Raw genomic sequence first — 19539 nt, forward strand, 5'->3', positions numbered from 1 at the left:
CGGGCGGCCGGGGGTCATCGGCGCCCCGTACCGCTCCGCAGTACGCCGGTCCGGCGCAGCAGCCCCATCAGGTCGTAGCTGGCGTGGAGCCGGTGGGCGCGACCGTCGCGGGAGTCGAAGACCTCCAGGCCGACGAAGTCGAACGGGAGCCCGGTGCCGGGGATCCCGGGCGGGGTGAGCGTTCCGGTGAAGTGCCCGGTCCCGCGCCAGGTGAACGCCGCGCGCGGGGTGTCGGGGGCGAGCAGGGGCGGCCCGGTGCGCTCCCAGGTCAGGTCCGGGTAGGCGGTGAGCACGTACCGCATGTAGTCGGCGGCCGCGTCGGGACCCCGGACGTCCCAGCCGGAGTTGCGCGTCGTCGGCGTCTCCAGCAGGAAGTCGTCGGTCACGAGCGGGCGGACCCGGTCCGGATCGTGGCTGTTCCAGGCGTCGATCCAGGCCTGGTACCAGCGTAGCGCGGCGTCCGGGTCCAGCCGGGTGGCGTCCGGGGACGGGGCGGTCGTCATCGCGTCTCCTCAAAATCTAATGGTCGTCAGATTTTAAGCTAGCATAGGAAACCTGCCCGGCAGACAGGAGCGGACGATGGTGTTCACCTTGCGCGGACTGGTCGAGGAACGACGGCGCGAGCGGCCCGACGACGTCGTGGTCACCGAGGACGGGACCGACACGACCTGGCGCGAGCTCCACGACCGGTCGGTCCGGATCGCCGCCGCCCTGGTGCGCGACGGCGTCCCGCCCGGCGGCCGGGTCGCCCACCTGGGGAAGAACTCGTCGGCGTGGTTCCCGTACCTGTTCGGCTGCGCGCTGGCCGGGGGCGTGGCGGCGCCGCTGAACTGGCGGCTCGCACCCCGCGAGCTGGCGGAGATCATCGACGACAGCGGCGCGGAGGTCGTGTTCGTCGACCCCGGGATGCACCGGACCGCCGACCTCGTCGAGGAGGCGCTCGGTCGCAGGCTGACCGTCGTGTTCCTCGGCGGGGACCACGACGGACGGCCGGGCCTGACGAGCTGGTGGGGCCCCGCGGAGGATCCCGCGGTCGAGCCGCCCGACGACGTCGCGCTCGAGCTCTGTACGAGCGGCACCACGGGACGCCCGAAGGGGGTCCTGTTCGCCGGCCGCACCAACCTCCGGGTCCTCATCCGGGACATCGCGCCACGCTGGGGACTCACCGACGGCGAGGTGAGCCTGCTGGCCATGCCGCTGTTCCACATGGGTGGCGTGGCCTGGGCACTGGCCGGCCTCGCCGCGGGGGCACGCGGCGTGGTCGTCCGGGACTTCGATGCGGCCGCGGTGCTCGACACGATGGAGCGCGAACGGGTCACGACCGCCTTCTGCGTCCCCACCATGCTCGCCTCCCTGGTCACCGAGGCCCGGTCCACCCCCCGGGACCTCGCGCTGCGGCGGATGACCTACTCCGGCGCCCCGATCAGCACGACGGCGCTGGTCGCGGGCATGCGGACCTTCGGATGCGACTTCGTCGGGATCTACGGCCTCACCGAGGCGACCGGCGCGTTCGCCCAGCTGCCACCGGAGGACCACGACCCGGAGGGCAGCCGCTCCCACCTGCTGCGGTCGGCGGGGAAGCCCTACCCGTGGGTCGAGGTCGCCGTGGTGTCCCCGACCGACGGGCACACCTGCACGGTCGGGGAGATCGGCGAGATCCTGACCCGGTCGGAGCAGAACACCGTCGGCTACCGCACGCGCGCCGGCGTCACCTCCGCGCTCGACGCGGACGGCTGGCTGCACACCGGGGACCTCGGCCACCTCGACGCCGACGGCCGGATCTTCCTGGTCGACCGGGCCAAGGACCTCGTCATCAGCGGCGGGGAGAACGTCTACCCCGCCGAGGTCGAGAACGAGCTCGCCGCACACCCCGACGTCGCCGAGGTCGCGGTCATCGGCGTCCCCGACCCGAGATGGGGCGAGACGGTGAAGGCGATCGTGGTCCCGCGGCCGGGGACCCGTCCCGATCCGGCCGCGCTGATCGCGTTCGCCCGCACGAGGCTGGCCGCGTTCAAGTGCCCGACCAGCGTCGACGTGGTGGACCGGCTCCCGCGGACCGCGACCGGCAAGGTGATCAAGGGCGAGCTGCGGGAGCCGTACTGGCGTGGTCACGACCGGCTCGTCCACTGATCACGGGCCGGGGTGAGAATGGGGTCGTGCAGGCCGAGCTCCGTCGTCCGTCCAAGGGGGACCGGACCCGTCGCCGGCTGCTCGACGCGGCGGCGGCGCTGCTGGCCCGCGACGGACCGGCCGGGGTCAGCCTCAGCGGGATCGCCGAGGCCGCGGGCCTGCAGACCGGGAGCATCTACTTCCACTTCGGCTCGAAGGACGAGCTCATCGCGACGGTGCTCGAGGAGGGTCTGCGCGAGTCGCTCCGGCATCTCGACGACGCCCTGCAACCCCACCCGGCCGGCGACGCCGGGGCCCGGCTGTGGGCGGCCGTCCGCGCGCACCTCGACGCCCTGGTGGAGCTGAGCGACTACGCCGCCGTCGTGCTGACGATGCCCGAGCCCGACTCCGACGCGTCGGTCGCGACCTACCGCTCGCTGATGCAGCGCTACCGGAACCGGTGGACCGAGCTGGTCGAGGACGCACAACGGTCGGGCGCGGTCGCCGCCGGACCGGAGGCCCGGCTCGTGCGCGACCTGCTGTTCGGGGCGATGAACGCGGTCGCCGGCACCCGTCGGCGACCCGGGCGGACCCCGGCCGACTGCGCCGCCGCGGTCCGGGAGCTGCTGGCGGGCCCGCTCGGTCCGCCTCCGGGGGGATGACCGCGACGCCGGGACCGCCGCCGACCGGCCGCCATGGGACCCGGCGGGCGGGCCGTGGCACCCTCCTGTCGTGACGACCTGGACCAGCGACGAGTGCGCCGCCCACTGGGGCGTGCAGGTGGGCACCTGGAACTCCTACGTCTCCCGCGGCCAGGCCCCGGCCCCGCTGCCCGACCCCGGCCCGGGCGGCCGCAAGGTCTGGGACGCCGACGCCGTCCGCGCGTTTTCCCGGCCCGGGGTGGGCCGCCGCCGGGGATCCGCCGAGTCCGCGGCCGTGCTGGAGGAGCTGCGGGCGGCGGCGGACGCCCCGCGCGAGCGTCGCCGCGAGCTGCTGCGCGCCGGGCGCGAGGCCGGCTGCGAGGTCAGCGCGATGGCGGCGGCGCTGGGTGTCTCCCGGCACACCGCCTACGCCTGGTTGAAGGACTGACCCTCCTGCGGAGAGACTGCGCGGGCGTGCGCACCGCAACGGAGGGGGAAGGCGTGCTGGTCTCGACGGCCGTACGGACGGCGACGAAGCGGCTCATCCCGCTGCTCGCCCTGGCCTATCTGCTGAACTACATCGACCGGGTCAACGTCGGGTTCGCGTCGCTGACGATGAACGCCGACCTGGGCCTGTCCGCGGCCGCCTACGGCCTGGGCGCCGGGCTGTTCTTCATCGGGTACTTCTTCTTCGAGGTCCCGTCCAACGTGATCCTGCACCGGGTCGGCGCCCGGATCTGGATCGCCCGGATCATGGTGACCTGGGGCATCGTCGCGTCGTCGACGGCGTTCATCCAGGGCGAGGTCGGCTTCTACGTCGTGCGGGTGCTGCTCGGCATCGCCGAGGCCGGCTTCTTCCCCGGCATCATCCTGTACCTGACCTACTGGTTCCCGAGGGTCGAGCGGGCGCGGATCGTCGCGCTGTTCTTCCTGGCCGTGCCGCTGTCCTCGGTGGTCGGCGGGCCGCTGTCGACGTGGCTGATCTCGGTCGGCGACGGCGCCCTGGGCTTCGACGCCGGCTGGCGCTTCATGTTCTTCGTCGAGGGCATCCCGGCGGTGCTACTGGGGATCGCGGTGCTGTGGCTGCTGCCGGACCGCCCGACCCGGGCCCGGTGGCTGCCCGCCGACCAGGCGGTCGCGTTGGAGGAGCGGATCGCCGCCGAGGACGCGGCGGCGGCCGGGCAGGACCGCGGCGTCGCCGCCGCCCTGCGCGACGGCCGGGTGGTGGCCCTGTCGGTCGTCTACTTCGGGATCGTGTTCGGGCTCTACGTGCTGGCGTTCTTCCTGCCGCAGATCGTCGCCGGGTTCGAGCAGCAGTTCGGCGCCGACTACTCGCTGGTCGAGGTCGGCCTGATCACCGCGGTGCCGTACGCGATCGCGTCGGTGACGATGGTGCTGTGGGCCCGGCACTCCGACCACAGCGGCGAGCGGCCGCTGCACGTGGCCGTCCCCGCCGTCGTCGGGGCGGTCGCGATCGCGGGCGCGCTGTACATGGACTCGCCGCTGCTGGTCATGGCGTGCGTGACCGTCTGCGCGATCGGGGTCTTCGCCGCCATCCCACCGTTCTGGTCGCTGCCGAACGCGTTCCTCACCGGTGCAGGGGCGGCCGCCGGGATCGGGCTGATCAACTCTTTCGGCAACCTGTCCGGGTTCGCCGGGCCGTTCGTCGCGGGGTGGTTGAAGGACCTGACCGGTGACTCCCGCGCCGGGATGTGGGTGGTCGCGGTGATGATGCTGATGTCGGCGGCGATCGCGGTCGGTTTCCGCCGGACGGTGCAGCGGGCTGCGGCGGCCGACGCAGCCGACCGGACGGCCGATCGTCAACAGTGATTAACCGGTCAAGGATTCCGTAAACGGCGACGTAACCTCGGTGACCGGGGCGGCGACAGGGGGTCGCACGCTCCATTCATCGGGGGGCGACGAGAATGACGGAATTCCTGCTGGCCGCAGCCGAGGAACAGAGCGGGGCGAGCGGCACGACCATTCTGGTGATCATCGGTGCGGTGGCCCTGGTCCTCTACATCGGGTCGCTCTACCTGCACCCTTTCACCCGGTGCGGGCGCTGCAAGGGCACCCCGCGGCAGTACGGCGCACTGGCCACGAAGTCGTGGCGGCACTGCGGCGCGTGCAACGGTTCCGGCCGCGAGATCCGGCTCGGCGCGCGTATTCTGGGAATCGATCCCTGAATGCGTCAGTACCCGATCGCACTCGCGTAGTGGACCGCGCCGAAGGCGACGGCGGAACCGGTCACGGCGAGGGTGACCAGCGCGAACGGCCAGGCCGGGCGCCGTTCGACGACCCGCAGCACGGTCATGGCGAGACCCGCCACGCCGGCGGCCGCCGCGACCACCAGCGACCCGCCGACCGAGACGAGCACGGCCGAGGAGCTGCAGGTCCGCGGCGGGCAGTAGTCGAGGAACGCGACGAGGAAGACGGCGCCGAACACACCCAGCGCGACCAGCATCCCGGTCACGGCCAGCGCGACCCCGGACAACGCGGCGTCCCAGCGGACGATCGGCCGACGTCCCGTTTCCGGACGAGCGGGACCGGTCGACAGCATGACGTCAACGGTACCGCTACCGCCCGGTACAGGACAGATCGGACATCCGTCATCACCGTTCGGTGAGCGGCCGGGCGCTGTGTCCCGCCTGGCACCCGGGGCACCAGAACAGGTTCCGCGTGCGGACCTCGGCGTGCGCGATCGGGGCGCCGCAGACCAGGCAGGGCTGCCCGGTGCGGCGGTAGGCGTAGACGACGCTGGCGCAGACCGCGCCGCGGTCGGGGGGCGCCAGCAGGGCCGGGTCGTGCTCGGGGCGCAGCGTCTCGATCCGGCCGCGCCGCTCGCCGTCGTGGAGCATCTCGGTCAGGTCGTCCCAGAGCAGCGCGAAGGACCGGTCGTCGAGGTCGCGGGCCGGGGTCATCGGGTCCAGCCCGGTGCGGAACAGCGTCTCGGCGCGGAAGACGTTGCCGATGCCCGCGATCACCGACTGGTCCATGAGCAGGGCGGCCAGCGGGACCCGGGAGCGGGCGAACCGCTCCCGGACGCGGGCCGGGTCGGCGTCGTCGCGCAGCGGGTCCTCGCCGAGCCGGGCCCGCAGCTCCGCGACCCCGACGTCGTCGAGGAGCTCGCACGCGGCCGGGCCGCGCAGGTCGGCGTAGTGGGTCTCGCCGACGATCCGCATCCGGACCTGGCCGCGGGGCGGCTCCTGCGGGAGCGTCCGGTTCGGGAACCGGCCCCACAGTCCGAGGTGGACGTGCACGGTGGTGTCCGGGCCGTAGTGCTGGAACAGGTGCTTGCCGTGGGCCTGCACGTCGACCAGCACCCGCCCGTCGACGATCTCGGCGCCGGTGGTGAACCGGCGCTGCGGACTGGAGACGGCCACCGGCCGTCCGGCGTAGCGGCAGCGCTGCAGCCGCGCGAGCCGGTGCACGGTGTGTCCCTCGGGCATGTCCCGGGGATCCCCCGCCGGGGTGGGTCCTACTCCCCCGCGGAGACACCCACCGCGTGCCGGGCGGGCGTGCGACCGCGGCCGGCGACGAGCGCGTCGACCGAGAACCGGCCCGGTCCGACCGCGGCCAGCGCGAGCCCGCCGGCGGCGATCACGCCGACCAGCTCCCAGCCGCCCGAGTCGACGAACGGGTTCAGGCCCGCGTGCGCGAAGAGGAAGGCCCCCGCCATCGCGACGACGACGGCGAGCCCCGCCACGGTCGTCGCGGCACCGGCGAGCAGCAGCAGACCGCCCCCGAGCTCGGCCACGATCACGAACAGCGCGGAGACCGTGGGCAGCGGGATGCCCATGCCGGCGAAGCTCGACGCGACCCCGCCGACACCACCCGAGAGCTTCTGCAGGCCGTGGGCGACGAGGACGACGCCGACGAGCACCCGGACGAGCAGGAGGGCGATGTCGGAGAGCGGCGCGGGGAGCGGTCGCATGAGTTCCTCTCGATTGTTGAACTTTCACGCTTGCGCTCCCGAGGCTAACAGGATCGTCAGAACGGCGTAGTCGTGTCCGCGGTCACCGCCCCCGAGGCGTCGGTGTCGGTGACCTGCTCCTGCCCGTGACCGTCGGCGCCGGTCGTCCGGGTGACCAGCCGGGTGGAGCCGTCGGCGTAGGTGGTGCGGTCGGTGTAGGAGCGGCTGCCGTCGGCGTTCTCGGAGCCGTAGGTCTCGGACACCACGCGGCCGAACACCTCGTCGACGATCGACCAGTCCACCGTCCCCGCCTGCGGGTCGGTGGTGCGGGTGTTGTGCCGGACGCCGATCTGACGGTCCTGCTCGTCGGTGATCGGCTCGTCGTAGTTCTCGGTCCACGGCTCGTCGCTGTCGATCGGCCCGTACCCCGAGCCCTCCGGCGGCCGCAGCTCACCGCCGGTCGACCCACCGGCGGGCGGGGTGGTCCCGCCGTCCGAGGACGACGCGCCGAACCCCGCGGAGGTGCCGTAGACCCGGTACCCGTCCTCCCGCTGCTCGTAGATCACGGTGGTCTCCTCGGGGAAGGCCTCGGCGTAGCGGCGGTCGGTCATCGTTCCTCCTGGTCGAGGGTCGTACCGGGTCCCCCGTCCTCGCCCCGGCCCGCGCCGCCGTTACCCCTCCGGTTGCGCCGCGGCACGACGGGAGATCAGGTGGACCCGTGCCCGACTTCTCGACGCTGTCCCACCTGGAGTGCTCCCGGACCGGCGAGGTCCTCGACGCCGACACCGTGCAGGGCACCTCGGCCTCCGGTGCCCCGCTGCTCGCCCGCTACGACCTGGACCGCGCCCGTGCCCTGGTGACCCCGGCGGACATCGCCACCCGCCCGCCGGACCTGTGGCGCTACCACGAGGTCCTGCCCGTGCGGGACCCCGCGCACGTGGTGACGATGGGCGAGGGCATGACCCCGCTGCTGCCGCTCCCCCGCGCCGGCGCCCGCCTCGGGCTGCCCGGCCTGCGGATGAAGGACGAGGGGCTGGTCCCGACCGGGGCGTTCAAGGCCCGCGGCGCCGCGGTGGGCGTCTCCCGCGCCGCCGAGCTCGGCGTCCGGGCGGTCGCGATGCCCACCAACGGCAACGCCGGCGCCGCCTGGGCCTGCTACGCCGCACGCGCCGGGCTCGGTGCGCTGATCGCGATGCCGGTCGACGCCCCGGAGATCACCCGCCGCGAGGTCGTCGTCTCCGGCGGGGAGCTGTACCTGGTCGACGGCCTGATCGGCGACGCCGGGAGGCTCGTCGCCGACGCCGTCGCCCGTCGCAACTCCGGCGGGGCGGGCTACCAGGACACCTCGACGCTGCGCGAGCCCTACCGCATCGAGGGCAAGAAGACGATGGGCTACGAGATCGTCGAGCAGCTCGGCTGGCGCTGCCCGGACGTCATCCTCTACCCCACCGGCGGCGGCGTCGGGATCATCGCGATCCACAAGGCACTGGCCGAGATGCGGGAGCTCGGCTGGATCTCCGGTCCGCTGCCCCGGCTCGTCGCGGTGCAGGCCACCGGGTGCGCGCCGATCGTCGACGCGTTCGAGGCAGGCCTGCGCGAGTCGACCGCCCCGGCCGACCCGCACACGGTGGCGTTCGGGATCACCGTGCCCAAGGCGCTGGGCGACTTCCTCGTCCTCGACGCCGTGTACGACACCGGCGGGACCGCCGTCGCCGTCTCCGACGACGAGCTGCTCGCCGCCGAGCACGCCCTCGCCCGCGACGAGGGCACCTGGATCTGCCCGGAGGGCGCGGCCTGCGTCGCCGCGGCGGGCCGGCTGCGGGAGTCGGGCTGGCTCGACGGGTCGGAGACGGTCGTCGTACTGAACACCGGCAGCGGGCTGATCTACCCCGACACCGTGACCGCCGACGCGCCGGTGCTGGCGAAGGACGGGCGCATCCCGTGACCCACGGCGACCTCGTCGTGATCACCGGTAGCCTGCGCACGTGTCACTCCTGCGACCCGGATCCGAGCCGTCCCCCGCGCCGCTCTCGCGGTACTGGCGGACCTACGTGGCCGAGTGCACCGAGCAGGTGCAGCGCTTCCACCGGATCACCACGGTGATCTCGGCGATGCAGGTGCGGACGTGGCTCACCGAGATCGGCAAGCGGCTGGACTCCGAGCTGGAGGCGGTGCAGCGCCTGGCCGCCGTCGGCGACTCGATCGAGCCGGCCCGGTTCCGGCTCACCGAGCCGCCGGCGAAGCGGATCGCCGCCCGGCTGAACAAGGCCAAGGCGTCGCTGAAGCAGTCGGTCGACCAGGCCGCGGAGATCGCCGAGCAGGCGGTGCTGGACCCGACCCACGACGACGTCCGGGTGCACCTCAAGGTCCTCAACGAGCAGGTCGGGCGGCTCGCGATCGCCGCCCCGATGGAGGACGAGCCCGCCGACCGCCCGCGTCGCCGCCGGTGGGGCCGCACGGCGTCCTAGACCTCCGTGTCCGGCCCCGTGTCCCGGCCCTGCGTCGGCGCGCGGGTGTCCGCGGGCGCCCGCACACTCGGGTGATGGACATCGAGGCCCTGCACCCGGTCGGCGCCCGCGTCACCGGGGCGTCCCTGCCCGACCTCGACCCGGACGCGCTCGGGGCGCTGCTCGCCGAGCACGGCGTCCTCGTCCTGCCCGGCCAGGACGACGTCGGCGACGACGACTTCCTCGCCTTCCTGCGCGGCCTCGGCCCGCTGGCGTTCACCACCGGCGAGACGCCGCTGGAGACCCACCCGGACCTCAACGTGATCTCCAACGTCGGCCGCGACACCCCGCCGCGCAGCTCGTTCCACGTCGACACCAGCTACGTCGCGGCCCCGCCCGCCTACACCGCGCTGCGGGCGGTGACCGTCCCCGCCCGGGGCGGCGCGACCCAGTTCTCCAACCAGTACCGCGCCTACGAGACGCTCCCGGAGCCGCTGCGGACCCGGCTCGACGGCCGCAGCATCCGCCACGTCGTCACCGGGCTGTCCCCCGACGACGCCGGTACCGAGACCGAGGCCTGGCACCCGGTGTTCCGCCCGCACCCGCGCACCGGCCGGACCGCGCTCTACCTGTCGACCGCGGCCCGCTGCGCCGAGGTCGGCGGGATGGACGCCGAGGAGTCCGCGGCGACCGTGCGGGAGCTGCTCGGACACTCGACCCGGCCGGACAACGTGCTGGACCACCGGTGGGCACCGGGCGACGTCGTGATCTGGGACAACGCCTGCGTGCTGCACCGCGCCGACCACGCGGGCGTCGTCGGGGACCGGGTCATGCACCGCGGCATGGTGCGCGAGCACGTCCGCCCCCGCGCCGCCCGCTGAGCCTCCGTCGCACCCCGGACGCGGTCGCCGCACCCGCCGCGGAGGGTGCGCGGGCCACCTCCGGGGTGCGACGGCGCGCCCGACCGGCGGGGGCCCCGGCGGCGGGAGCCCCGGCGGCGGGAGCCCCGGCGGCGGGAGCCCCGGCGGCGGGAGCCCCGGCGGCGGGAGCCCCGGCGGCGGGGCGGCGGGAGCCCCGGCGGCGGGAGCCCCGGCGGCGGGAGCCCCGGCGGCGGGAGCCCCGGCGGCGGGAGCCCCGGCGGCGGGATCAGCGGTCGGGGCCGGGCGGGGCGGTGGTGCGGGCGGCGGCCCGGGTGACGGCCTCGGCGAACAGGTCGGCGACGCCGATCCCCGCGGCCTCGGCCATCGTGACGACCACCGAGGTGCGGGCGAACGAGCAGTACAGCCCGGCCTCCAGGAACCAGGGCCGGCCGTCCGGGTCGATGCGGAAGTCGAACAGCCCGTAGTCGCGGCAGCCCAGGGCGCGGAACGCCGCGCGGGCGGCCTCCTGCACCGGCCCGGTGACCGGGTCGCCGGCGTCGACGATCCAGGATCGGGCGTCCTTCGCGACCAGGCGTAGGTCGCCGTCGCCGGTGCGGGCGAGCTTGTCGTCGGCGAGGCGGACCGGCTTGTCGACCGCGTCCATCCGGTACTCCTCCAGCGGCAGGCCGACCAGCTCGCCGTCGCGCTCCACCACCGCGCACCGGACCTCGCGGCCCAGCGGCACGAACTCCTCGACCAGGGCGCGGTCGCCGTGGACCAGGGCGGCCTTCACGGCCACCTCGAACCCGTCCGGGTCGTGGACGAGGGTGACGCCGACCGAGTTGTCGGTGTCCACCGGCTTGACGACGGCGGGCGGCCGGACCGTCGGCACCTGCCCGGCGCGCACCGTCTCCCCCGCCGGGACGGCGACCCCGCCCTCGGCGACGACCGCGCGGGCCAGGGCCTTGTCCGCGCCGAGCGCCATGACCTCGGGGGTGTTGCCGACGTAGCCGATCCCGAGCAGCTCGAACAGCGCCCGGTGGTGGGTCATCCCGGGCCGGCAGAACATCTGCGGCACCATCACGTCCACGTCCGCCCGGGCGATCTCGGAGACCGCCTCGGGGAGGGTCCGCAGTGGCGCGGCGGCGATCTGCTCCGTGTCGAGCCCGGCCGGGAACCGCCAGCCGTCGGGCGTCACGTACGCGACGACGAACTCGTAGCGCGCCGGGTCGGCGGTCGCGGCGAGGCAGTCCGCGGCGTAGAGCCGGGACAGGTCGCAGAAGAACTCGTCGACGCCCGAGCCGACGAGGTGCAGGACACGCAGCACGGTTCAGTCCCCCGCCGGTTCGACGAGCTTGCCGATGTTCACGTCGACGGTCACCCACGGCCGTCCGCGCAGCAGGTTGCCCAGCAGCAGCGAGGCGATCTGCAGGTGCGGGACCAGCAGGAACGGCAACGGGTCGTGCACGTCGAGCAGTGCCTCCCGTCCGTCGCGCACGATCCGCAGCCGCTCCCGCCACGACCCGGGGTCGCCGAGGAGCCGGCCCAGCTCGTGGTGCAGCCAGTAGGTCGGCCGGGTCGCCGGTGCCGGCACGAGCGTGCCGGTACCGGCGTCGAGGTAGGCCGCGGCGACGCCCGGGTGGTCGTGGAACAGGGTGATCGCGGAGTGGGTGCGCGGGTTGCACTCGATGGCCAGGACCCGGCCGTCGGGTGCCTCCATGAAGTCGAACGACAGCTGCCCGGTCACCCCCAGCTCGCCGCAGAACCGCCGCACCCAGTCCTCGATCGCCGGGTGGTCGACGTGGTCGTAGTTGAGCAGGAAGCTCGACGACGGACAGCAGCAGTACAGGCGGACGTCTCCGTCTCGGACGGTGGCGTGGGTGCAGTACTCCGTGCCCTCGACGAACTCCTGCAGGATCCAGGGGTTGTCCGGTGAGATCGGCAGGGTCGCCACGAACGCCGCGGTCTCGGCGCGGGTCGGGAGCGGCAGCCGGGTCAGGTCGCGGCGGCGCACCGGGTCGTAGCGCAGCGACTTGAGGATCCAGGTGCGCCCCGGGGTGGCGGCGAAGTCGTGGTCGACGACCTGCGCCGGGTCGGTGATGCGCCGCGCCGCGGGCACCGGCAGGCCGAACCCGGCGGCGGTCGCGGTGAACCGGTGCTTGTCGTCGAGCATGGCGACGACGTCGGCGTCGGGGTGCACGACCGCGCAGAACGGTTCGAGCAGCCGCTTGGCGTCGGCGTCGTACCAGCTCGCGACGGGGCTGCACACCGGCACGTACACGTCGGCGCCCTCCCGCCGGGCGATGTCGGCGAGCGCGTGGGCGTAGCCCGGCGCGTCCGGGGCGGGGACGACGTGGAACGCGTCGACCGCCCGGGAGAACCGGTGCCCGGTGAAGCGGTAGCGGGCCTGCTCGACGAGTACGACCCGGTGCCCGGCCCGGTGGAAGGCCCGTGCCAGCTCCAGCGCCTTGGTCATCTTCCCGCCGCTGAGCAGCACGGTCAGCGGCCGGTGCGGCCGGGCCCGCTCACGGCGGCGCAGGAGCCCGGCCAGCGCGGCGACGCCTGTGATCGCCAGGTCGGCAGGCAGGGCGGCGGTGAGCAGGGCGAGGGTGCCCGCGGTGCGGACCCGGGTCGCCGCCGTGCCCTCACGCGGGGTGCCGTCGCGGCCGGTGCCCAGCGCACGCCCGGCGAGCCCGGCGGCGGCGAGCGCGACGACGCCCGTGCCGAGCCGGGCCGGGGCGAGCCGCGCCGGGGCCGGGCCCGACGAACGGGCCCGGCCCCTCATGGCGGTGGTGCGGCTCATGCGGACCGTCGGATCAGGGTCAGTCCGTCGCGCAGCGGCACCAGCACCTGCTCCACGCGGGGGTCGTCGGTGATCCGGCGGTTGAACGCGGCGATGGCGTCGCCGTTGGGTGTGCGCTCGCCGGTCCAGGGCTGCCCCTGCATCAGGGTGTTGTCCACGCACACCACCCCGCCCGGGGCGAGCAGGCCGCCCTCGAGGACGGTGTCGAGGTACCCGGCGTAGCCGGCCTTGTCGGCGTCGACGAACACCAGGTCGAACGCGGTGCCCCGCAGCCGTTCCAGGGTGTCCGCGGCCGGGCCGACCTCGACCCGGATCCGGCGTCCCGCCGGGGACGCGGCGAAGCAGTCCCGCGCGAACGCCGCCACGTCGGCGTCGAGCTCGCAGGCGACCAGCTCGCCGTCGTCGGGCAGGGCCTCGGCCATCGCGAGCGCCGAGTAGCCGGTGAACATGCCGACCTCGAGGACCCGCCGGGCGCCGGTCATGGCGACGAGGAACGCGAGGAACCGGCCCTCGACGTGCCCGGACAGCATCTCCTGCTCCAGGGTCCCGGTCCACGCCGCGGACCGGGTGCGCGCCTCCAGCTCGACCAGCGCCGACGACGCCGGCGAGGTGTGCTCGTCGAGGTAGGGGTCCAGGCCCGCGGCCAGGTCCCGGGCCCGGACGAGGTCGGCGTCGGCGCCCGCCCCGGCGCGGGTGACGAGGTCGTCGAGCAGCTCGGCGAGGATCGTCGTCGGTGTGACCGGGCGGGCGGGCCGGGTCGGTGCGCCGGTCACTTCAGCGACCACATGTCCACCCCGCCCGCCGCCGTCGGCAGGTCGGCGACGACCTCCTTGTGCGCGGCCAGGGCCGCGGTCAGCTCCGCGGGGGTGGCGTCGTTGACGAAGTGGCAGGTGCCGATGGGCTTCGGCACCGCCGCGCGCAGCAGCCCGGCCCGGGTCTGGGTGATCGACTCGGTGGCCTCGGTCAGCAGCTCCGGGGTGAGGTACGGGCTGTCGACGGTGAGCCCGAGCCCGCTGAACAGCCGGTGGACGCGGTCCCGCTCGCCGGTGGAGATGTAGCCGCGCCGCTCGGCGAGGGTCGCGGAGAACGCCATGTCGACGCTGATCGCGTGCCCGTGCAGCATCGGTGTCTCCGGGGCCAGCTCCAGGGTCGGGCTCCAGGTGTGGCCGAAGGCGATGACCCGGTCGAGGTCGAGCTCGTGCAGGTTGCGGTGCTCCAGCTCGAGCATGGTGCGCACGGCGTCGTAGGTGGCGCGGTGGGAGATCTCCCGCAGCTCCGGGGTGCCGTCCCGATGGCCGAACCCGGTGGCGAGCAGGTCCTCGCCGTACTTCTCCAGCAGGTCGAACAGGTCCGCGTTCGCCACCGTCGCGATCTTGATCATCTCGGCGACGCCGTTGCGGACCTGCGCCTCGGGCAGCGTCGCGAGGAACGAGAAGTCCAGCAGCACGTCGTGCGAGGCGTGGAAGGCACCGAGCCGGTTCTTGTGCTTCCCGTGGTTGACCGCGACCTTCATCGCGACGCTGGCGTCGATCAGGCCGATCAGCGTGGTGGGGATGCGGATGTAGGGCGTGCCGCGCTTGTAGGACGCGCAGGCGAACCCGGCGACGTCGGTGGTCAGCCCGCCCCCGACGACGAGTGGCGGCTCGGTGCGGTTCAGCCCGAACTCGGCGAACGCGTCGACGATCCTCTCCAGCGTCCGCAGGCTCTTCGCGGTCTCGGCGATCGTCAGCGGGACCGTGGTCAGCGAGATGCCGTGGTGGTCGAAGTAGGCGCGGATGCGGTCGCCGTAGAGCTCGTGCACCGCCTCGTCGACGACCATCAGGCAGCGGCCCTTGTCCCGGTACAGGTCCGCGACGTGCGGGTTCTCCGGTGCGAAGGCGCCGTCGACGTAGGAGAGGGTGAACTCGATCCGTTCCCAGCTCTCCACACGGAACGCGGTGTCGGTCGTGGTCAGCACGGCCTGGGGATTGCTCATGTCCTCTGGTCTCCGATCAGGTCGATCCGGGGCGGGGCATGGGGTTCGTGGGCACGCCCGTGCCGGGCCCGGTCGGTGCGGCCGGGCCCGTCGGGGCCGTGCGGGGAGGTGCGGCCGGGCGTCAGCGGGTGACGTCGGCGAGCAGCGCGCCGTCGTCGAGCGACTCGACGCGCTCGGTGGCCTGCGAGAAGTCGTGACCCGCGGTGTTGGCGTTCGGGAAGGCGACGACGCGCACACCCGCGCCGGCCGCCGAGGCGACGCCACCGACGTTGTCCTCGATGGCGACCACGCTGTCGGCGGTCTCGCCGAGCGCGGCGATCGCGTGCGTGTACGCCGCCGGGTCGGGCTTGGGTGCGGACACGATCGCGCGGTCGATGAGCAGCGCGAAGTCCGTGCGCGTCACGTCCGGTCCGAGCGCGTCGAGGACGGCGTCGACGTTGTCGCGGGAGGTCGTCGTGACCAGCCCGACGGTGACCCCGCGGCCGTGCGCGGCCTTGATCGTCTCGCGGACGCCGGGGCGCGGGGTCGCGCCGGACTCCCGCAGCCTCTTCCGGAAGACCTCGGACTTGGTGGCGTGCACGGCGTCGGCGTCGACGGTCTCGCCGGTGGACGCGGCGTGCTCGGCGATGCGCTGGGCGCCGCCGTTGGACTCCAACATGGCGAGGTAGTCGTCGCGGTCCCAGTGCCAGTCGAGGCCGTGCTGGGAGAAGGCCTCGTTGAACGCCTCGCGCTGCAGTTCGGAGGTGTCGACGAGGGTGGAGATGGAGCCGAACAGGATCGCGGGCACGGGGGTGCTCCTTCGCGGTCGGGGCATGCCGGCGCACGCCCCGCCGCGGGTGGTGGCGGCGGGGCGGGATGCGCGTACGGACGCTCGTGGGAGGCGCCGATCCTGCTGCGTGTGGACACGCCGGGACCGACCGGTTCGCGGTGGCGGCCGCTCTCTGGACCGCCTCCTCCCAGTATCGAGGGGCCCCCGTGTTCGGCAACTCGAACTCGGGTGGCCGACCCTCAGAAGGGTCGGCCACCCGCGATCGCGACACGCTCGGCGACCCGGGTGTGCGGGTGGTAGTCACCGACGGCGTAGTGCTGGGTCGCCCGGTTGTCCCAGAATGCGAGCGTCCCCTCGGACCAGCGGTAGCGGATCTGGAACTCGGGCACGTGGGCCTGGGCGAACAGGTGCCGCAGCAGCGCGTCGGACTCCTCGCGGGGCAGCCCGACGATCGCCGTCGTGAACGAGGCGTTCACGAACAGCGTGCGCCGCCCGGTCTCCGGGTGGGTCCGGACGACGGGGTGGGTCACCGGCGGGAACAGCTCGTGGCCGCGGGCCAGCCGCTCCGGGTCCAGGAACCGGGCGAAGCCGGGCACCATGTCGTGCACCGCGACGGCGTCGTCGATGCGCGCCTTCACCTCGCCGGTGAGGTTGTCGTAGGCGACGGCCATGTCGGCCCACATCGTGTCCCCGCCGAACGGCGGCGTCTGCACCATCCGCAGCATGGCGCCCATCGCCGGAGCGGTGCGGAACGTGGTGTCGGCGTGCCAGATGTTCTCGTAGGTGCGCTTCCCGGTGCCGAAGCGGACGACGTCGGCGGAGTCGCCGGTGTCGAGCATCGGGTTGGTCTCCAGGTCGCCCCAGAGCAGCGCGAGCTCACGCTGCCGCTCGCTCGTCAGGTGCTGGCCGGGGAAGAACAGGACCTTCCACTCCAGCAGTGCCCGGTGCAGCTCGGCGCGGAGGGGCTCGCCGACGCGTCCGCGCAGGTCGATGCCGGTGATCTCGGCACCGAGGGTGCGTCCGAGCGGGGTGAGCGTGAACGCCTCGAAGTGCCCGCCACATCGGTCCGCCCCGTCCCCCGGCAGGCGGGCGAGCAGACGCTCGCCCTCCAGGAGGTCGATGGCGGGCGTGGTGCGGGGCCGGGAGACCGGCGCGTCGAGGTGGATCGTCACGTCCGCGATGGTGCGTCCGCCGTTCGGCGGTCGACAACCAGGTGTCCACTGCGCGGTGACCTGTCCGGTCAACTCCGGCGCGCGCCGCCCCGGACCCACTCCAGCGCGGCGTGCCCGGCGGGGGTGAGGGCGGAGGTCAGCTCCCGGACCTCGGTGCCGGACAGCGGGAACCGCACCTCCTCCCGGACCGACGCCCACACCGACGCCGCCAGGTCCGCCGGGCCGACCGCCTTCACCAGCAGCGGCACCACCCGCCGGTACTCCGAGCGCACCAGCGCGTCCAGCGCGGTCGCGGCGACCGAGACGTCGAAGTCCAGGTCCCCGGGGTCGGTGGAGTCGGCGAGGTCCAGGCTGCGCCGCTCCGCGATGATCCCGAGCAGCACCGGGTGCAGGCGCGGGTGGTCGCCCAGCACGCGGTCGGGGTCGACGTCCCACTCCCCCGGCACGCCCAGGTCGAGGGCGCGGGCGCAGAACTCGCGGTGGAACATGTTCAGCGCGAGCAGCCGCAGCACCAGCTCGCCGCGCTCGTACTCGGAGCCGGCGGCGGCCAGTCCGGCCCGGGTGAGGATCGACCAGGCCCACGCCGCCCACTCGGGCTCGGAGCCGTCGTAGCAGAGGTCGAAGACGCTCGTCGCGACCTCGTGGAGGTCCCCGAGGACCTCGGCGGCGTCGGGGGCTTCGAGGAGGTCGTCCCGCATGTCGGTCATCACCGCCGGTTCTACACGCGTGCCGCGGTTGGTCCGGCGGGCACGGGGTACCACCGGCGCAGCACTCCCACTTCCGCGACGGACCGGGCGGCGCGGGCGTGCCGGCGCCGGCTGCTCGAAACCGTCGGTCCCGACAGGCAGGATGGACCCATGACGACCACCGAGTCCGCCCCGAACTCGCGACCGTCCGGTCTCGACCTCAGCTGGGTCGACCCGGACGTCCGCCCCCAGGACGACCTGTTCGCCCACGTGAACGGCCGGTGGCTGGCGACCCACGAGATCCCCGACGACCGCTCGCAGGACGGTGCGTTCCGCGTCCTGCGCGACCGGGCCGAGGACCAGGTCCACGAGATCGTCGAGGAGTGCGCCTCGTCGTCGGGGACCGGCACCGAGGCACGCAAGATCGGGGACCTGTACCGGTCCTTCATGGACGTCGAGCGGGCCGAGGAGCTCGGCATCGCGCCGCTGCGCCCGCTGCTCGACGAGGTGTACGCCGCCACCGACCGGGCCGCGCTCGCGACCGTGCTCGGCCGGCGCCAGCGCGAGGGCCGCGCCGCGCTGTTCGGCGAGTTCATCGCGACCGACCTCAAGGACTCCTCCCGCTACCTGGTGAACCTCAACCAGGCCGGGCTGGGTCTGCCCGACGAGTCGTACTACGGCTCCGAGGGCGACCCGGAGATCCGTTCCAAGTACGTCGAGCACCTGCGGCGCCTCGCCGAGCTGGTCGGCCTCGCCGAGCCGGAGCGCGTCGCCGAGCAGGTCATGGACCTGGAGACCGCGCTCGCCGACGCGTCCTGGGACCGGGTCCTCAACCGCGACGCCGAGAAGACCTACACCCTGATGACCCGCGAGGAGCTGCGCACCGCGGCCCCGGGCTTCGACTGGGCCGAGTGGGAGTCCGCGCTGGGGGTGCCCGCGCACGCCTACGACGAGGTGATCGTCCGCCAGCCGAGCTTCGTCACCGCGGCCGGTGAGCTGTGGGCCGGGCGCCCGCTGGAGCAGTGGCAGGCGTGGCTGGCGCTGACCGTCGCCGGGTCGTGCGCGGAGTTCCTGTCCGCCGACCTGGTCGAGGCCGACTTCGACTTCTTCGGCCGCACCCTGTCCGGCACCCCGGAGCTGCGCGAGCGCTGGAAGCGCGGGGTGTCGCTGGTGGAGGGCGCGCTCGGCGAGGCCGTCGCGAAGATCTACGTCGAGCGGCACTTCCCGCCGCGGGCCAAGGAGCGCATCACCGAGCTGGTCGACAACATCGTCGAGGCCTACCGCCGGTCGATATCCACCCTGGACTGGATGAGCCCGGCCACCCGGGAGCGGGCGCTGGACAAGCTCGGCAAGTTCACCCCGAAGGTCGGCTACCCGGACGCCTGGAAGGACTACTCCGACCTGCAGATCGACCCGGCCGACCTGCTCGGCAACGCGGGCCGGGCCGCCCAGTGGCGTCACGACTTCGAGTACGCCAAGCTCGGCGGCCCCGTCGACCACGGCGAGTGGCTGATGACCCCGCAGACGGTCAACGCCTACTACCACCCGCGGCTCAACGAGATCGTGTTCCCGGCCGCGATCCTGCAGCCGCCGTTCTTCGACGCCGACGCCGACGACGCCGCGAACTACGGCGGCATCGGCGCGGTCATCGGGCACGAGATCGGGCACGGCTTCGACGACCAGGGCTCCCGCTACGACGGCGACGGCAACCTCACCGACTGGTGGGAGTCCGCCGACCGGACCGAGTTCGAGTCCCGCGCGCAGATGCTGATCGACCAGTACGACGGCCTGTCCCCCGCCGGCCTGCCCGACCACAAGGTCAACGGCTCGCTGACGGTCGGCGAGAACATCGGTGACCTGGGCGGCCTGACGATCTCGCTGAAGGCCTACGGGATCGCGCACGAGGGCTCCGAGCCGCCGGTGATCGACGACCTGACCGGCGAGCAGCGGGTGCTGTTCGGCTGGGCGCAGGTGTGGCGGGCGGTGACCCGCGACGCCGAGGCGATCCGGCGGCTCACCACCGACCCGCACTCGCCGCCGGACCTGCGGTGCAACGCGGTCGTGACGAACCTCGACACGTTCCACGAGGCGTTCGGGGTGACCGAGGACGACGGGCTCTACACCGACCCGGACCGACGCGTCCGGATCTGGTGAGGTGTCCCCC

General features: G+C 73.8%; 21 protein-coding genes. 9 read left to right on the top strand and 12 right to left on the bottom strand.

The window, feature by feature from the left end; genetic code table 11:
* Positions 1–14: 14 nt before the first annotated feature.
* Positions 15–503 carry an ester cyclase gene (locus KPL60_RS14980; protein ID WP_226366201.1) on the bottom strand — a complete coding sequence of 163 codons (489 nt, stop codon included), beginning with the start codon at positions 501–503 and terminating at the stop codon, positions 15–17.
* Positions 504–579: 76 nt separating this feature from the next.
* Between KPL60_RS14980 and KPL60_RS14985 the strand changes: the two genes are divergently transcribed.
* From KPL60_RS14985 to KPL60_RS15005, 5 genes are all read left to right on the top strand, one after another.
* Positions 580–2130, top strand: coding sequence for an AMP-binding protein (locus tag KPL60_RS14985; protein ID WP_226366202.1), 1551 nt, complete (start codon positions 580–582; stop codon positions 2128–2130).
* A 26-nt stretch (positions 2131–2156) separates the two neighbouring features.
* Positions 2157–2771 (top strand): TetR/AcrR family transcriptional regulator, encoded by a 615-nt coding sequence (locus KPL60_RS14990; RefSeq protein ID WP_226357755.1) that lies wholly within the window; start codon positions 2157–2159, stop codon positions 2769–2771.
* A gap of 70 nt (positions 2772–2841) precedes the next feature.
* Complete coding sequence (locus KPL60_RS14995; RefSeq protein ID WP_226357756.1) at positions 2842–3198, top strand: hypothetical protein; 357 nt, start codon at positions 2842–2844, stop codon at positions 3196–3198.
* A gap of 53 nt (positions 3199–3251) precedes the next feature.
* Positions 3252–4580: an MFS transporter gene (locus KPL60_RS15000; RefSeq protein ID WP_226366203.1), complete on the top strand. Its 1329-nt coding sequence runs from the start codon at positions 3252–3254 to the stop codon at positions 4578–4580.
* 95 nt (positions 4581–4675) lie between these two features.
* Positions 4676–4936: a hypothetical protein gene (locus tag KPL60_RS15005; RefSeq protein WP_226366204.1), complete on the top strand. Its 261-nt coding sequence runs from the start codon at positions 4676–4678 to the stop codon at positions 4934–4936.
* Between the two features lie 5 nt (positions 4937–4941).
* Here the strand turns inward: KPL60_RS15005 and KPL60_RS15010 are convergent, their stop codons facing one another.
* From KPL60_RS15010 to KPL60_RS15025, 4 genes are read right to left on the bottom strand one after another with little or no spacing between them, the layout of a single operon-like run.
* Complete coding sequence (locus KPL60_RS15010) at positions 4942–5310, bottom strand: hypothetical protein (RefSeq protein ID WP_226366205.1); 369 nt, start codon at positions 5308–5310, stop codon at positions 4942–4944.
* 52 nt (positions 5311–5362) lie between these two features.
* Complete coding sequence (locus KPL60_RS15015; protein ID WP_226366206.1) at positions 5363–6199, bottom strand: Fpg/Nei family DNA glycosylase; 837 nt, start codon at positions 6197–6199, stop codon at positions 5363–5365.
* Between the two features lie 29 nt (positions 6200–6228).
* A complete protein-coding gene (locus KPL60_RS15020; protein ID WP_226366207.1) occupies positions 6229–6684 on the bottom strand; it encodes a DoxX family protein in 456 nt (151 codons plus the stop codon).
* 56 nt (positions 6685–6740) lie between these two features.
* Positions 6741–7274, bottom strand: coding sequence for a hypothetical protein (locus KPL60_RS15025; protein WP_226366208.1), 534 nt, complete (start codon positions 7272–7274; stop codon positions 6741–6743).
* Between the two features lie 107 nt (positions 7275–7381).
* Here KPL60_RS15025 and KPL60_RS15030 point away from each other — a divergent pair, with 107 nt between their 5' ends.
* The 3 genes from KPL60_RS15030 (at position 7382) to KPL60_RS15040 (ending at position 9991) form a co-directional block, all read left to right on the top strand.
* Entirely contained in the window at positions 7382–8608 is a 1227-nt protein-coding gene (locus KPL60_RS15030; protein WP_226366209.1) for a threonine synthase, read from the top strand.
* A gap of 40 nt (positions 8609–8648) precedes the next feature.
* Positions 8649–9131 (top strand): hypothetical protein, encoded by a 483-nt coding sequence (locus KPL60_RS15035; protein ID WP_062396040.1) that lies wholly within the window; start codon positions 8649–8651, stop codon positions 9129–9131.
* Between the two features lie 74 nt (positions 9132–9205).
* On the top strand, positions 9206–9991 hold the full coding sequence (locus KPL60_RS15040; RefSeq protein WP_226366210.1) for a TauD/TfdA family dioxygenase: 786 nt from the start codon (positions 9206–9208) through the stop codon (positions 9989–9991).
* 265 nt (positions 9992–10256) lie between these two features.
* Here KPL60_RS15040 and KPL60_RS15045 read toward each other — a convergent pair whose 3' ends face one another.
* The 7 genes from KPL60_RS15045 to KPL60_RS15075 form a co-directional block, all read right to left on the bottom strand.
* Positions 10257–11297 carry a D-alanine--D-alanine ligase gene (locus KPL60_RS15045; protein ID WP_226366211.1) on the bottom strand — a complete coding sequence of 347 codons (1041 nt, stop codon included), beginning with the start codon at positions 11295–11297 and terminating at the stop codon, positions 10257–10259.
* Positions 11298–11300: 3 nt separating this feature from the next.
* Positions 11301–12773: an ATP-grasp enzyme gene (locus tag KPL60_RS15050; RefSeq protein WP_226366212.1), complete on the bottom strand. Its 1473-nt coding sequence runs from the start codon at positions 12771–12773 to the stop codon at positions 11301–11303.
* The gene (locus KPL60_RS15055; RefSeq protein ID WP_226357766.1) at positions 12770–13546 is read right to left on the bottom strand and encodes a class I SAM-dependent methyltransferase; all 777 of its coding nucleotides are present in this window, start codon (positions 13544–13546) and stop codon (positions 12770–12772) included. Before KPL60_RS15055 ends, KPL60_RS15050 begins: the two co-directional genes overlap by 4 nt.
* A complete protein-coding gene (locus KPL60_RS15060) occupies positions 13543–14748 on the bottom strand; it encodes a sedoheptulose 7-phosphate cyclase (protein WP_226366213.1) in 1206 nt (401 codons plus the stop codon). Before KPL60_RS15060 ends, KPL60_RS15055 begins: the two co-directional genes overlap by 4 nt.
* Before the next feature lie 121 nt (positions 14749–14869).
* A complete protein-coding gene (locus tag KPL60_RS15065; protein ID WP_226366214.1) occupies positions 14870–15535 on the bottom strand; it encodes an HAD family phosphatase in 666 nt (221 codons plus the stop codon).
* Between the two features lie 221 nt (positions 15536–15756).
* Entirely contained in the window at positions 15757–16689 is a 933-nt protein-coding gene (locus KPL60_RS15070; RefSeq protein ID WP_226366215.1) for a TauD/TfdA family dioxygenase, read from the bottom strand.
* 68 nt (positions 16690–16757) lie between these two features.
* Entirely contained in the window at positions 16758–17396 is a 639-nt protein-coding gene (locus tag KPL60_RS15075) for a hypothetical protein (protein ID WP_226366216.1), read from the bottom strand.
* Between the two features lie 150 nt (positions 17397–17546).
* On the opposite strand from KPL60_RS15075, the gene KPL60_RS15080 reads away from it, so the two are divergent.
* On the top strand, positions 17547–19529 hold the full coding sequence (locus KPL60_RS15080) for a M13 family metallopeptidase (protein ID WP_226366217.1): 1983 nt from the start codon (positions 17547–17549) through the stop codon (positions 19527–19529).
* Positions 19530–19539: the final 10 nt, after the last annotated feature.

It is taken from the genome of Pseudonocardia sp. ICBG162 (assembly GCF_020496225.1).
Lineage (GTDB): Bacteria > Actinomycetota > Actinomycetes > Mycobacteriales > Pseudonocardiaceae > Pseudonocardia > Pseudonocardia alni.

Coding starts and splice junctions, on each gene's coding strand:
- KPL60_RS15005 (WP_226366204.1), top strand. CDS start 4,676: ATGACGGAATTCCTGCTGGCCGCAGCCGAGGAACAGAGCGGGGCGAGC.
- KPL60_RS15075 (WP_226366216.1), bottom strand. CDS start 17,396: ATGACCGACATGCGGGACGACCTCCTCGAAGCCCCCGACGCCGCCGAG.
- KPL60_RS15015 (WP_226366206.1), bottom strand. CDS start 6,199: ATGCCCGAGGGACACACCGTGCACCGGCTCGCGCGGCTGCAGCGCTGC.
- KPL60_RS15020 (WP_226366207.1), bottom strand. CDS start 6,684: ATGCGACCGCTCCCCGCGCCGCTCTCCGACATCGCCCTCCTGCTCGTC.
- KPL60_RS15025 (WP_226366208.1), bottom strand. CDS start 7,274: ATGACCGACCGCCGCTACGCCGAGGCCTTCCCCGAGGAGACCACCGTG.
- KPL60_RS14985 (WP_226366202.1), top strand. CDS start 580: ATGGTGTTCACCTTGCGCGGACTGGTCGAGGAACGACGGCGCGAGCGG.
- KPL60_RS15060 (WP_226366213.1), bottom strand. CDS start 14,748: ATGAGCAATCCCCAGGCCGTGCTGACCACGACCGACACCGCGTTCCGT.
- KPL60_RS15080 (WP_226366217.1), top strand. CDS start 17,547: ATGACGACCACCGAGTCCGCCCCGAACTCGCGACCGTCCGGTCTCGAC.
- KPL60_RS15040 (WP_226366210.1), top strand. CDS start 9,206: ATGGACATCGAGGCCCTGCACCCGGTCGGCGCCCGCGTCACCGGGGCG.
- KPL60_RS15050 (WP_226366212.1), bottom strand. CDS start 12,773: ATGAGCCGCACCACCGCCATGAGGGGCCGGGCCCGTTCGTCGGGCCCG.
- KPL60_RS15010 (WP_226366205.1), bottom strand. CDS start 5,310: ATGCTGTCGACCGGTCCCGCTCGTCCGGAAACGGGACGTCGGCCGATC.
- KPL60_RS14980 (WP_226366201.1), bottom strand. CDS start 503: ATGACGACCGCCCCGTCCCCGGACGCCACCCGGCTGGACCCGGACGCC.